A 12,798-nucleotide genomic window follows, 5' to 3' on the forward strand; every position below is an offset into this window, starting at 1 on the left:
GGGTCGGGGTCGAAGACTTTGAGGCCGGTCGCCTTTTGTCCAGGCGCGCGCCTGACCCGCGCGAAGACGTGGATGGTCGCCGCAAGCGGCGGCCATGACGACCTTCCCCATTTGGCCCGCCCTCATGCGCGGGCAACCGAGGTATTCCCCATGACCGCCCCCAAAGTCCTGATCTCGGACGCTCTTTCTCCCGCCGCCGTGCAGATCTTCAAGGATCGCGGCATCGACGTGACCTTCGATCCGAGCCTCGGCAAGGACAAGGACAAGCTCGCCGCGATCATCGGCGAGTATGACGGCCTCGCCATCCGCTCGGCGACCAAGGCCACCGCCAAGCTCCTGGAGCAGGCGAAGAACCTCAAGGTCATCGGCCGCGCCGGCATCGGCGTCGACAATGTCGAGATTCCGGCCGCGACCGCGCGCGGCATCATCGTGATGAACACGCCCTTCGGCAATTCGATCACCACCGCCGAGCACGCCATCGCCATGATGTTCGCGCTCGCACGGCAGATCCCCTCCGCTGACCTATCGACCCAGGCCGGCAAGTGGGAGAAGAACCGCTTCATGGGCGTCGAGATCACCGCCAAGACGCTCGGCCTGATCGGCTGCGGCAATATCGGCTCGATCGTTGCCGAGCGCGGCATCGGCCTGAAGATGCGCGTCATCGCCTTCGACCCCTATCTCTCGCCGGAGCGGGCCGTGCAGCTCGGCGTCGAGAAAGTCGAGCTCGACGAGTTGCTGAAGCGTGCGGACTTCATCACCCTGCACGTGCCGATGACCGAGAAGACGAAGAACATCCTCTCGGCCGAGAATCTCGCCAAGACCAAGAAGGGCGTGCGCATCATCAACTGCGCGCGCGGCGGCCTGGTCGACGAGGCAGCACTCGCCGAGCTGATCAAGTCCGGCCATGTCGCGGGCGCCGCCTTCGACGTGTTCTCGGCTGAGCCGGCCGAGACAAACCCGCTCTTCGGGCTGGAGAACGTCGTCTGCACGCCGCATCTCGGCGCCTCGACCAATGAGGCGCAGGAGAATGTCGCGCTCCAGGTCGCCGAGCAGATGTCGGACTACCTGCTCAAGGGCGCGATCACCAATGCGGTCAACTTCCCGTCGATCTCGGCCGAGGAAGCGCCGCGGATCAAGCCCTTCGTCGCGCTGGCCGAAAAGCTCGGCTCGTTCCTCGGACAGCTGACCGAAGCCGCCGTGAAGGGCATCCGCATCGAGTATGAGGGCGCGGTCGCCCAGCTCAATCTGAAGGCGATCTCGGCCGCCGCGATCACCGGCGTGCTGCGGCCCTTCCTGCCCGAGATCAACATGGTCAACGCCGCGATGATCGCCAAGGAGAAGGGCATCGTCGTCGAGGAGATGACACGCGAGGTCGCCGGCAATCTCGAAAGCGTCATCCGCATCGTCGTCGATGCCGAGGACATGCCGCGCCATGCCTCCGGCACGGTGTTCCAGGACGGCAAGCCGCGCATCGTCGAGATCCGCGACATCCAGATCGATGCCGAGTTCGCGCCGCACATGCTCTATGTCCGCAATGCCGACAAGCCGGGCTTCATCGGTCAGTTCGGCTCGCTGCTCGGGGCGGCCGGCGTCAATGTCGCGACCTTCAGCCTTGGCCGCGACAAGCCGGGCGGGGATGCGATCTGCTATGTCGCCGTCGACGAGGCGATCTCGGACGAGCTGCTCGCCAAGATCCACGAGATCCCGATGGTGAAGCGGGCGCGCCGGCTGAAGTTCTGAAGCCGCCGGCATCGCGCCCAAACGGCGCCGCAATCCAGATCCCCTGTGGCCCCGCCACAGGGGATTTTTCATGCCGCGATTCGCCGCTCTCGCCCTCGCCTGCCTCGTTGCCACGCCAGCTCTCGCCGACTGGGACAGGGCAAAGCTCGACAGCGGCATCAAGACCATCGAACAGGATGCCAGGGGCCGCCTCGGTGTCGCGCTGATCGATCTGAAGGACCGCAAGAGCTGGTCGCATYGCGGGCAGGAGCGCTTCCCGATGCAGAGCGTCTTCAAGCTGCCGCTCGYGATCGCGGTGCTGCAGGCGGTCGAGGCCGGCAAGCTCGGGCTCGACCAGGAGATCCGCGTGAAGCGCACCGAGCTCGCGCCCTACTGGAGCCCGATGAAGAAGGGCTTCAAGGGTGAGGAACAGGGCTACACGGTCACGGATCTTCTGACCCGCTCGACCGGGGCAAGCGACAACAGCGCCGCCGACGTGCTGATGAAGCGGACCGGCGGGCCGAAGGTCGTCACGACCATGCTGAACGAGGGCGGCATCGCCGGAATTTCGGTCGATCGCTATGAGCGCGAATTCCAGCCCGAGATCGCCGGCCTGCCGGCCTTCGCCTGGGATGAGGTCATCGACGACGAAGCCTTCGAGGCCGCGATCGCGGCCATGCCGAGGGAGAAGCGGCGCCCGGCGCTGGAGAGCTATATCAAGGGCGAAGCTCGGGATTCCGCCACGCCCGAGGCCTCGATCGCCTTTCTCGAAGGCCTCGCCAGGGGCAACTGGCTGCGCGAGCCGGCGCATGACCGGCTTCTGACCGAGATCCTCTTGAAATCACCGACCGGCGCCCAGCGGGTCAGGGCCGGCCTCCCCGCTGGCGCGAGTTTCGCGCATAAGACCGGCACCGGCGACACGCTCGACGGCATCAACAGCGCCACCAACGATATCGGGATCGTCGCTCTGCCCGACGGGCGGCGTTTCGCGATCGCGGTCTATCTTGCCGGCGCGCAGGCCGATGCCACAGCGCGCGAAGCGGCGCATGCAGCCGTGGCGAAGCTCGCGGTCGAGAGCCTGAACTAAAGCATCGGCCCGAAAAGTGGAGTGCGGTTTTCGGGAAAGCCGATGCAAATACAGGAGGTTAGATCATCGGACTGGATATATGATATCCGATCCGTTGATCTAAGGGATCACGCCCTGGAGGCGCGATGTTCGGCGATCCAGATGCCGCCGAGCACCAGCGCCAGCGCCAGCCCGTGATAGAGCGCGAGTCGCTCGCCCAGGATCAGCACGGCGAGCATCGGTGCGAAGACCGGCACCAGGTTGACGAAGACGCCAGCCCGGCCAGGTCCGATCAGCTCGACCGCGCGCAGGAAGAAGAGTTGGGAGAGCAGCGACGGCCCGAGCACGACAAAGGCCAGGATCGCCCAGCCTTCGCAGGTCGGCCAGACGACGCTGCCGTTCCAGATTTCGAGCCCGAGCAGCGGCAGCGAGACGATGCCGGCGACGATCGCCATCGCCGTGAAGAAGACCAGCCCCGGCACGGCCGGACGCGAGCGGATCCCGACCGTGTAGCCGGCATAGAAGACGCAGCCGATGATCATCCAGACGTCACCTGGCACGAAACTGAAATTCGCCAGCGTCGCGAAGTCTCCGCGGCTCGCCGTCACCACGACGCCAAGCATGGTGACCGCGACGCCGATYGCCTGCATCCAGCCGATCGGCGTGCGATAGGCGATGAAGGCCCCGATCAGCACATAGACCGGGATCGAGCCCTGCAGAATTCCGATATTGATCGCGGTCGTCGAATAGGCCGCGAGGTACATCAGCGCGTTGAAGGCCGTGAAGCCAAGGGCGCCGAGCATGATGATCCGCCAGCGATGCGCCAGCAGGACCGGCGCATAGTGCTTCAGCTCGCGCCGCAGCATCAACGGCAGGATCGCGCAGACGAAAACCCAACGCAGCGAGGTAAGCGCCATTGGCGAGATCTGCCCCACGGCAAGCCGGCTCGCCACGGCATTGCCGCCCCACATCAAGGTGGTGAGGATCAGGAGCAGGTAGGCGTTGCCCCAGACACGCTGCGGCAGGGAGGTGGCTGGGGACAAGGTTGCGGCCTGTGCGGGGGCGGAATGCGCTTCAATAGCCTTGTGTCCCCGTCGCATCCTATGAGATGAGGCGCAAGGCTGCCCGTCGCCCGACGCATCCCTCCCAAGAGGCGTTTGCCACCATGCTGCATGTTTCGAGACCGCTGCGCCTGCTCGTCGTCGATGGCAACACACGGGAGCAGCGCGAGAGCCATGCTGCCGGCTATGGCAGCCAACCGGGCGAAGCCTATGCCGATGTCGTGCGCTCGATCGCGCCCGAGAGCATCACCGATATCTGCCTGCCGGCCGATGCCGGCGCGAACCTGCCGGACGGTGCGGGGCTCTCGTCCTATGACGGCATCTTCCTCACCGGTTCAGCCCTGCACATCTACAACCTCGAACCGTCGGTCACGCGCCAGATCGAGCTGATGCGGGCGATCTATGCCAGCGGCACGCCCAGTTTCGGCTCCTGCTGGGGCATCCAGATGGGCGCGGTCGCCGCCGGCGGCACCGTCGTCGCCAACCCCCGGGGCCGCGAGATCGGCGTCGCCCGCAAGATAACCCTGACCGAGGCCGGGCGCTCGCATCCGCTGCTCGCCGGCCGCCCGCTCAGCTTCGATGCGCCCGCGATCCATCTCGACACCATCGCCCTGCCCCCGGCGGATACGACGGTCCTCGCCTCGAATGCCTACAGCGCCGTGCATGCAGCCGAGATCCGCCATGACGGCGGCACCTTCTGGGGCGTGCAGTATCATCCAGAATTTCCGCTCGGTCAGGTCGCCTCGATCCTCGGACGCATGGTGCCAGCCCTGATCGCGGAAGGTTTCCGCAAGGACGAAGCGGCGGCGCAGAGCTGGCTTGCCGATCTCTACGCGCTCGATGCCGAGCCGACGCGGCATGATCTCGCCTGGGCTCACGGCCTCGATGAAGAGGTTCTGGACAGCGAGCGGCGCGTCACCGAATTGCGGAATTTCATCGCACATCGCGTCAAGCCTCACATGAGCATGCGCGCCAGGGCCTAAAAGCCAGGCGCTTCCGCATTCCGGCCCAATTCCGCCTTGGCCGCGCCGAATTCCGACGCGCCAATCCGCCGCACTGATTTGCCTCGGGGGAATGCCTGATGATGAGCCGACTTGCCGCCGCCCTGATCTTCGCGCCGAGCCTTGCAAGCGCAGCCGAGATCGAACTGCCGACGCGGATCGACCGGGTCACGGTCTATCCCGACGGCGCGGTGGTGACCCGGCTCGGCAAGGCCGAATTGCTGCAGGGGGCCTCGCAGGTCGTGCTGCGTGGCCTGCCGGCGGCGGTCGATCCCGCCTCGATCCGTGTCGAAGGCAAGGGTGACGGCGCCTTCGCGATTGGCGCGGTCGATGTCCGCCCCGTTCCCGGCGATGCCAGGCAGGGCCTCGATGCGGTGATCGAGACCAAGCTCAAGGCCCTGCGCGAGCAGAAGGAGACGCTCGAAGGTCAGGTCAGCGCGATCGAAGCCAAACGCGGGACCATCGAGCGTTTCGGCCAGACGGGCCCCGACAAGCTCGGCCCCGACGGCAAGGCACTGCCGATTAGCGACTGGCCGGCCGTCTTCGACGCGATCGGCACCGCGCTGGTCAAGGTCAATGACGAGCTGCGCATCGCGCGCAGCCGCGTCTCCGATACGCAGGCTGAAATCGAAGCGCTGGAGCGCACAAGGCCGCAGGCCGGCCGCGGCAATGCACCCAAGCGCGACGTCGCGATCGCGGTCGAGGCCAAGGCCCCGCTCGCAGCCGAGTTCACCGTCAGCTACCGCGTCACCAGCGCGAACTGGCTGCCGAGCTATGAGGCCAGGCTGGCGACCGGCAGCGCCGCCGCCAAGCCCGAGATCACCTTCATTCGCCGCGCGGAGCTGCGCCAGCGCACAGGCGAGGACTGGACCGACGTCGCGCTGACCCTCTCGACCACGCGCTCGGCGGGCGGCACGCGCGCACCCGAGCTCGCCCCGGTGCAGGTCGCCTTCCTCGATGCGGCGGTTCTCTATGAGAGCCGCACACGCGTCAGTGCTGCGCCGGCGCCGATGGCGGCGGCCAAGGCGAGGGCCGAAGCCGAATTCGAGGCCGCGAAGTCGCGCAAGATGGCGGATTCGGCGCGCCCGGCAGAAGTCCAGACGGCCCAGGTCGAGACCAGCTCCTATCAGGCGAGCTTCATCGTGCCTGGCCGCGTCACAGTCCCCCAGGGCGCGACGTCCAAGGCCGTGGTGCTGAGCCAGGGCCAGGTCAGCCCGACGCTCCTGGCCCGCGCCACGCCGGAGCTTGAGGAGAAAGCCTATCTCGAAGCCACCTTCCTCCACGAGGACGAGGCACCGCTGCTTCCAGGCGAGGTCCTGCTGCACCGTGACGGCGCTTATATCGGCCGCGGCCGGCTCGGGCTGGTCGCGCCTGGCGACAAGGTCGAGCTCGGCTTCGGCGCAGATGACAAGCTCAAGGTCAGCCGCGCCCCGGTGCGCCGCCGGGAGAACGAGCCGACCTGGCTTGGCCAGACGCGCACGGATCTGCGCGAATTCAGGACTGTGGTGAAGAGCCTCCACGCTCAGCCGGTCAAGGTCACCGTCATGGAACGCGTGCCCTTCTCGGAGAACAGTTCGATCACGGTCGAGACCCTGCCGCAAACCACGCCGCCGACCGAGAAACAGGTCGGCGACAAGCGCGGCGTCTCGGCCTGGACCTTCGATCTCGCCCCCGGGACCGAGAAGGAGATCAAGCTCGCCTACCGCCTGAAATGGCCGGGGGACCGCGAGGTTACCTTCGAACCCAGGCCAATCCAGCCAGCAGACATGCCGCGCCCGCTGGCGCAGAACTGACTGGATGATCGGCGCGGATCTCGTATCCGGCCCGCTGATCTCAACTTCTGTGCTTGCATCGGCTTTCCCGAAAACCGCAATCCATCTTCGGGCCGATGCTCTAGCCTTCTGTGATTGCATCGGCCTTCCCGAAAACCGCCATCCACTTTTCGGGCCGATGCTCGAGGGTTCAGCGCCGCACCGCCGCAGGGACGGCGCGGAAACTGATCGCCATCCGATTATAGGCGTTCATCAGGCCGATCGCGATCGTCAGATCGGCCAGTTCCTTCTCGCTGAACTGGGCAGAGGCGGCCGCAAACTCCGCATCGGGCACGGTGGTGTCGGCGACACGCGTCACGGTTTCGGCCCAGGCCAGGGCGGCCCGCTCCTGCTCGGAGAACAGGCTCGGCGCCTCGCGCCAGGCCGGCACCAGCACCAGCTTCTCGACGGCAAGGCCGCCCTTGAGCAGATCGCGCGAATGCATGTCGATGCAATAGGCGCAGCCATTGATCTGCGAGATCCTGAGATAGACCAGGTCGACCAGGGATTTGGCGAGGCCGGACTGGCCGACATGAGCATAGACTCCGCCAAGAGCCTTCATGCCGGCAGGCGAAACGCTGGTGTAATCGAGACGCTGGGTCATGGGGTCGCTCCTCACTGGTGATCGGGAGTGGTCAGCACCTCTTCGGTGCTGTCGACGATGAAGACGGCGAGCAGGCGCGCCGGCTCGGTCTTGCTGGCATTCTCGCTGATTGTGTGGTGCGCGCCCGGCACCTCGAACCAGGTCTCGCCGGTCCGGTAGACCCGGGCCGGCTGGTCATCGACCCGGCTGCGGATCGCACCCGAGAGCACATGGGCGTAGATGAAGGCCGAACCGGCATGATGGTGCGGGGTCGAGGCCGCGCCGGGCTTGTAGGTCACCTCGACGCTGACCAGGCTCTTGCCGGGAATGTTGGGAATCGCCTGCCGGAATACCGGCTTGACCGTCTCTCCGCCCGGCCTGGGCGAATGAGCCGAGGCGATGGCGGGAAGGGCGAGCGCGGCAAGCAGGGCCGCGCCGGCTGCAGAGGCTCGAAAGCTCATCTCCGTTCTCCGTTCATTTCGATGGCAGGAGAATGCGCGCCGGATGATGCATGAGAAAGCACCAAGATCGACAGAAACGGCTATACCATGATGTGATGACCGCTCCGCTCCGCATCCAGATCGACCGCAGCGCCAAGGCGCCGCTCGCCTTGCAGATTCACGCCGCCATTCGCGATGCGATCCGGGAGGGCCAGCTCGCCGGCGGGGCGCGCCTGCCGTCCTGGTGCGATCTTGCCGCGCAGCTTGGCATCGCCCGCGGAACGGTCAGAGCCGCCTATGAGAGGCTGAGCGACGAGCAGTGGATCCTGTCGCAGGGCGCCGCCGGAACGCACGTCGCGGACAGGATGCCGGTGCTGGCGGCAGCCGAGCAACCCAAAGACAGGCCGCCCTTTCCTGAGCTGTTCCCCGATTTTGAGAACGCACCACTCGCCTTCCAGATGGGCGTTCCGGCGCAGGATGCCTTCCCCATCACCCTCTGGTCGCGTGTCATGGTGCGCGCTGCCCGGAAGGCCGCCGTCGCGCCGGTCGGTTATCCCGATCCACGCGGGCATCCGGACCTGCGTCGCGAGATCGCCGCCTATCTCGCCATCGCACGCGGCATTCGCTGCACGCCGGCCCAGGTCCTGGTAACCAACGGCTTTGCGGGTTCGCTCGGTCTCATCATCCGTACCTTACGCCTCGAGGGTCGCTCAGCCTGGTTCGAAGAACCCGGCTTTCCCCTGACGCGCAGCGCCCTCCAGCTTGCAGGAATGACGACCATTCCGGTGCCGGTCGATGGCGAGGGCTTGTCGGTCACCGAGGGCATACGGCGCGCTCCGAAGGCGGCGCTGGCCGTCGTCACCCCGGGGCAGCAGGCTCCGCTCGGGGTGACGCTGTCGCTGGCACGCCGGCTGGCTCTGCTCGACTGGGCTCGGCAAGCGGGGGCCTGGATCGTCGAGGACGATTATCTCAGCGAGTTGCAGCTCAAGGGACGCGCCGCGCCAGCGCTCGCCTCGCTCGATCAGGATGGCTGCGTCCTGCATGCGGGCAGCTTCAGCAAGACGATCAGCCCGGCGTTGCGGCTCGGCTTCCTGGTGGTTCCAGCCTCCGTCGCGGAGGCCTTCGGCACGATTGCCGCCTGTCTCGCGCCGGCTCCATCCGCCGCGCTTCAGCATGCCGTGGCCAGCTTCCTGGCCGAGGGCCATTATCTGCGCCACCTGCGCCGCATGAAGCGGCTCTACAGCGCACGGCGCGAGTTGCTGCTCCAGCAGTTGCAGGAGACCGCAGAAGGGGCTTTCGCCATCCATGCCACCGGTGGCCTTGCCGTGCGGATGGAGTTGTCGCCCGGCACTGACGATATCGACATCGCCTTGCGCGCCCTGCCCTTCGGGATCGCGCCGGTGCCGCTCTCGCCCTGGTATGCGGAGCCGCCCGAGCGCCGCGGCCTGTTGCTGGGCATCACCAATCTGGCGGAACGGCGGATTGCGGCCGATTGCGCCAGGCTGATCGAACTCGTGCGGCTCGATGGCAGGTGATCCGCGCGCGAGTGTCAGATGGTCGCAGGATCAGGCCCGATGCTCGCAACTCCGTGCGGACAGCCGCCTCTCCGGCACGCGGTCAATCTTGACCTTGCCGCAATGTTGGCCCATGAGGGCTTGCAAGGACTTGCCCCGAAACCCCGGCCTTGCGTCGGGGTTTTTCATGTGCGCGGCGCTTGCGGCAACGAGGCAGGGATACCAGTCCGATGGCGAATGTGGTGGTGGTCGGCGCCCAATGGGGTGACGAAGGCAAGGGCAAGATCGTCGACTGGCTGTCGAGCCAGGCCGATGTCGTGGTGCGCTTCCAGGGCGGTCACAATGCCGGCCATACGCTCGTCATCGACGGCGTCGTCTACAAGCTCTCGCTACTGCCGTCCGGCATCGTGCGCCCCGGCAAGCTTTCGGTCATCGGCAATGGCGTCGTGGTCGATCCCTGGCATCTCGTCGAGGAGATCGAGCGGCTGCGCGCCCAGGGCGTCGCGATCTCGCCCGAGAACCTGCGCGTCGCCGACAACGCGACCCTGATCCTGCCGCTGCACCGCGAGCTCGACCATTTCCGCGAGACCAGCAATGCCGGGCTGAAGATCGGCACGACCAAGCGTGGCATCGGCCCCGCCTATGAGGACAAGGTCGGCCGGCGTGCGATTCGCRTCATCGACCTCAAGGACCCCGCGATCCTGAAGGCCAAGATCGAGCGCCTGCTCGCCCATCACAACGCGCTGCGTCGCGGGCTCGGCATCGGCGAGGTCGATGCCTCCGAGCTGCTCGAGCAGCTGACCAAGGTCGCGCCGCAGGTCCTGCCCTATGCCGACACGGTCTGGGCGCTGCTCGATTCCGAGCGCCGCGCCGGCAAGCGCATCCTGTTCGAAGGCGCACAGGGCGCGCTGCTCGATGTCGACCACGGCACCTACCCGTTCGTGACCTCCTCCAACATCGTCGCCGGCCAGGCCGCGACCGGCTCCGGCTTGGGCCCCTCCGCGGTCGGCTATGTGCTCGGCATCGCCAAGGCCTACACGACCCGCGTCGGCGAAGGCCCCTTCCCGACCGAGCTCTTTGACGAGACCGGCGAACTGATCGGCCAGAAGGGCAAGGAATTCGGCGTCGTCACCGGGCGCAAGCGCCGCTGCGGCTGGTTCGACGCCTGCCTGGTGCGCCAGACCGTGAAGACCTCCGGCATCGACGGCATCGCGCTGACCAAGCTCGACATCCTCGACGGCTTCAAGGAGATCAAGGTCTGCATCGGCTATCGCCTCGACGGCGCCGTGCTCGAGCATCTGCCTGCCGGCCAGAGCGATCAGGCCCGCGTCGAGCCGATCTATGAGACGATCGAAGGCTGGGAAGGCTCGACCGCCAATGCCCGTTCATGGGCGGACCTGCCGGCCCAGGCGATCAAATATGTCCGCCGCATCGAGGAGCTGATCGGCGCCACTGTCGCCGTGCTCTCGACCAGCCCCGAGCGCGACGACACCATCCTCGTCCACAATCCTTTCGAGGGTTGACGGGCGAGCCCAACACGGACAATTGAGGCCAATGGCCGATTTCTATCCCATCCTGGCGCGCGCGATCGCCGGGCTGCCCGACAAGTCCCCGGAAGCGCGCCGCGCGGTCTATGACCGCGCCCGGACAGCTCTGGTCGCCCAGCTGCGGAGTCTCGACCCGCCGGTCGGCGAGGCCGAGATCATGCGCGAGCGCTTGGCGCTCGACGAGGCGATGTCGCGTGTCGAGGCCGATTACGACGAGGCTGAGACCCAGCGCCCCGCCACGACGACGATCCGCCCCGCTCCGGAACCAGAGCCTGAGCCTGCTCTGCCGGCCGATATGGCCCATGAGGAGGTCGGGGCGAGCCCCGTCATCGACCCGTTCGAAAGCCGCCCGGTCGACAGCCAGGAGCCGGTCGACACGCAGCCGGTCCGCCCGCGCGTCGCTCCTCCGCGCGAACGCCGCGTCGATCCCGGTCATATCCGCACCGCCATCGTCGGCGGAGGCGTCGCGCTTGCCGTCGTCGCGATCGCGGCGACTGCCTTCTATGTCAACAAGGTCAATCCCTCCGACACAGCGGCGCAGCGCCCTCGGACCGAGGCGCAGGTCCAGCAGTCGCAGCCGGACAGCGCCGGCAAGCTGAACGACCGGGTCGGCGATGCCGGAGCGACAGGCGCAGGACCGGCCACACGGCCTGGTGGCGCGACAGCCTCACAAGGCAGCGAGATCGCCGTCGCCCAGCGCGCCATTCTCTACACCGAGGTGCCGGAAACCCCGCAGCAGCCGAAAGCCGTCAATGGCCGGGTCGTCTGGCGGCTCGACAGCGAGAGCGCCGGGCAGGGTCGCCCGGTCGAGACCATCGTGCGTGCGAGTGTCGAGGTACCGGATGCCGGCCTGAGCCTCGACTTCACCATCCGCCGCAATACCGACAGCGCCTTCCCGGCCTCGCATATCATTGGCCTGCGCTTCACGCGGACGGGTGATGCCACGACCGACGCGATCCGCGAGGTCGGCGTGCCGCAGCTCAAGACCGACGAGAACGAACGGGGCGCACCGCTCTCCGCCATCGCCTCCGCGCTCGGCGACAATCTCTTCGTGGCCGCGCTCTCGAATGTGCCGGTGGAAATCGACCGCAATATCGAGCTGATGCAGACGCGCAGCTGGATCGACATCCCGCTGCGTTTCGCGTCCGGACGACGCGGCATCATCACCTTCGAGAAGGGTGTCTCGGGCAGCCAGACGCTTGACGATGCCTTCGGACGCTGGCGCTAGGCACTGAAGAAGAGACGCGGGCACCGATCGGTAAAGCCCCGGAGCGGTTCCCGGATCTCCCTTCGATCGCTCCGGGTCATCTGCCCGCTTCAATCTCTCTGGATTTGCGCTGAACGACGGGAGCACGCCGGGATGGCGAACGCCTTTGAAAGCCCGTTCAAGGGCAGGCTTCTGTCGGAACAGGTGACCAACCCCAACATCATCGTCGGTCGGTACAGCTACTATTCCGGCTATTATCACGGGCATTCCTTCGACGACTGTGCCCGCTATCTGCGGCCCGACCTCGCCGATGTCGACAAGCTGATCATCGGCAGCTTCTGCTCGATCGGGACCGGCGCCTGCTTCATGATGGCCGGTAACCAGGGGCATCGGAACGACTGGGTCTCCAGCTTCCCCTTCTTCTACATGTCGGAAGAACCTGCATTCGCCGGTGCGCGCGACGCCTTCCGGCCGGCCGGCGACACCGTGGTCGGCAGTGATGTCTGGATCGGTGCGGAGGCGATGATCATGCCGGGCATCCGGATCGGCCATGGTGCCGTGATCGGCAGCCGCGCCCTCGTCACCAGGGATGTCGAGCCCTATTCGATCGTCGGCGGCAACCCGGCCAGGCCGATCCGCACGCGCTTCACCGAAGCCGAAATCGTCATGCTGCTGGAGATGGCCTGGTGGGATTGGCCGCTGAAGCAGATCAGGGACGGCATGGATCTGTTCTGCTCCAACGACATCGCCGGGCTGTACCGGCGCTGGCAGGAAGCCTCAGCGTAAAGGCGCATCCCGCCTGCCCTCATCGCCAGGCCGAAGCCGCGTTTGCCGCGGGCGCCTCGACTT

11 protein-coding genes are annotated in these 12,798 nt (G+C 66.7%); 8 read left to right on the top strand and 3 right to left on the bottom strand.

The window, feature by feature from the left end; all coding sequences use genetic code 11:
* Positions 1 to 150 precede the first annotated feature (150 nt).
* Positions 151 to 1,740: a phosphoglycerate dehydrogenase gene (gene serA / locus AC1D34_RS24230; RefSeq protein WP_441487976.1), complete on the top strand. Its 1,590-nt coding sequence runs from the start codon at positions 151 to 153 to the stop codon at positions 1,738 to 1,740.
* A gap of 70 nt (positions 1,741 to 1,810) precedes the next feature.
* Positions 1,811 to 2,806 (top strand): class A beta-lactamase, encoded by a 996-nt coding sequence (gene bla, locus AC1D34_RS24235; RefSeq protein ID WP_476825561.1) that lies wholly within the window; start codon positions 1,811 to 1,813, stop codon positions 2,804 to 2,806.
* A gap of 107 nt (positions 2,807 to 2,913) precedes the next feature.
* Here the strand turns inward: bla and AC1D34_RS24240 are convergent, their stop codons facing one another.
* Entirely contained in the window at positions 2,914 to 3,828 is a 915-nt protein-coding gene (locus AC1D34_RS24240; protein WP_476825562.1) for a DMT family transporter, read from the bottom strand.
* A gap of 122 nt (positions 3,829 to 3,950) precedes the next feature.
* On the opposite strand from AC1D34_RS24240, the gene AC1D34_RS24245 reads away from it, so the two are divergent.
* Both AC1D34_RS24245 and AC1D34_RS24250 read left to right on the top strand, forming a co-directional pair.
* Positions 3,951 to 4,829 (top strand): type 1 glutamine amidotransferase, encoded by an 879-nt coding sequence (locus AC1D34_RS24245; RefSeq protein ID WP_441487973.1) that lies wholly within the window; start codon positions 3,951 to 3,953, stop codon positions 4,827 to 4,829.
* A 98-nt stretch (positions 4,830 to 4,927) separates the two neighbouring features.
* The gene (locus AC1D34_RS24250; protein WP_476825563.1) at positions 4,928 to 6,640 is read left to right on the top strand and encodes a mucoidy inhibitor MuiA family protein; all 1,713 of its coding nucleotides are present in this window, start codon (positions 4,928 to 4,930) and stop codon (positions 6,638 to 6,640) included.
* Between the two features lie 169 nt (positions 6,641 to 6,809).
* Here the strand turns inward: AC1D34_RS24250 and AC1D34_RS24255 are convergent, their stop codons facing one another.
* Together AC1D34_RS24255 and AC1D34_RS24260 are read right to left on the bottom strand one after the other, a co-directional pair.
* Complete coding sequence (locus tag AC1D34_RS24255; protein ID WP_441487971.1) at positions 6,810 to 7,262, bottom strand: carboxymuconolactone decarboxylase family protein; 453 nt, start codon at positions 7,260 to 7,262, stop codon at positions 6,810 to 6,812.
* Between the two features lie 11 nt (positions 7,263 to 7,273).
* Positions 7,274 to 7,702 (bottom strand): cupin domain-containing protein, encoded by a 429-nt coding sequence (locus AC1D34_RS24260; RefSeq protein ID WP_476825564.1) that lies wholly within the window; start codon positions 7,700 to 7,702, stop codon positions 7,274 to 7,276.
* Between the two features lie 95 nt (positions 7,703 to 7,797).
* On the opposite strand from AC1D34_RS24260, the gene pdxR reads away from it, so the two are divergent.
* From pdxR to catB, 4 genes are all read left to right on the top strand, one after another.
* A complete protein-coding gene (gene pdxR, locus AC1D34_RS24265; RefSeq protein ID WP_476825565.1) occupies positions 7,798 to 9,216 on the top strand; it encodes a MocR-like pyridoxine biosynthesis transcription factor PdxR in 1,419 nt (472 codons plus the stop codon).
* 209 nt (positions 9,217 to 9,425) lie between these two features.
* Entirely contained in the window at positions 9,426 to 10,718 is a 1,293-nt protein-coding gene (locus AC1D34_RS24270; protein WP_476825566.1) for an adenylosuccinate synthase, read from the top strand.
* Positions 10,719 to 10,749: 31 nt separating this feature from the next.
* Positions 10,750 to 11,970, top strand: a complete 1,221-nt coding sequence (locus AC1D34_RS24275; protein WP_476825567.1) for a histidine kinase — start codon at positions 10,750 to 10,752, stop codon at positions 11,968 to 11,970.
* 132 nt (positions 11,971 to 12,102) lie between these two features.
* Complete coding sequence (catB, locus tag AC1D34_RS24280; RefSeq protein WP_476825568.1) at positions 12,103 to 12,735, top strand: type B chloramphenicol O-acetyltransferase; 633 nt, start codon at positions 12,103 to 12,105, stop codon at positions 12,733 to 12,735.
* Positions 12,736 to 12,798 lie beyond the last annotated feature (63 nt).

It is taken from the genome of Allobosea sp. P1_A7 (genome assembly GCF_056406775.1).

Excerpts from the sequence above, each read along its gene's own strand:
- AC1D34_RS24250 (WP_476825563.1), top strand. The coding sequence starts at position 4,928 with ATGATGAGCCGACTTGCCGCCGCCCTGATCTTCGCGCCGAGCCTTGCA.
- AC1D34_RS24245 (WP_441487973.1), top strand. The coding sequence starts at position 3,951 with ATGCTGCATGTTTCGAGACCGCTGCGCCTGCTCGTCGTCGATGGCAAC.
- AC1D34_RS24260 (WP_476825564.1), bottom strand. The coding sequence starts at position 7,702 with ATGAGCTTTCGAGCCTCTGCAGCCGGCGCGGCCCTGCTTGCCGCGCTC.
- pdxR (WP_476825565.1), top strand. The coding sequence starts at position 7,798 with ATGACCGCTCCGCTCCGCATCCAGATCGACCGCAGCGCCAAGGCGCCG.
- serA (WP_441487976.1), top strand. The coding sequence starts at position 151 with ATGACCGCCCCCAAAGTCCTGATCTCGGACGCTCTTTCTCCCGCCGCC.
- catB (WP_476825568.1), top strand. The coding sequence starts at position 12,103 with ATGGCGAACGCCTTTGAAAGCCCGTTCAAGGGCAGGCTTCTGTCGGAA.
- AC1D34_RS24275 (WP_476825567.1), top strand. The coding sequence starts at position 10,750 with ATGGCCGATTTCTATCCCATCCTGGCGCGCGCGATCGCCGGGCTGCCC.
- AC1D34_RS24255 (WP_441487971.1), bottom strand. The coding sequence starts at position 7,262 with ATGACCCAGCGTCTCGATTACACCAGCGTTTCGCCTGCCGGCATGAAG.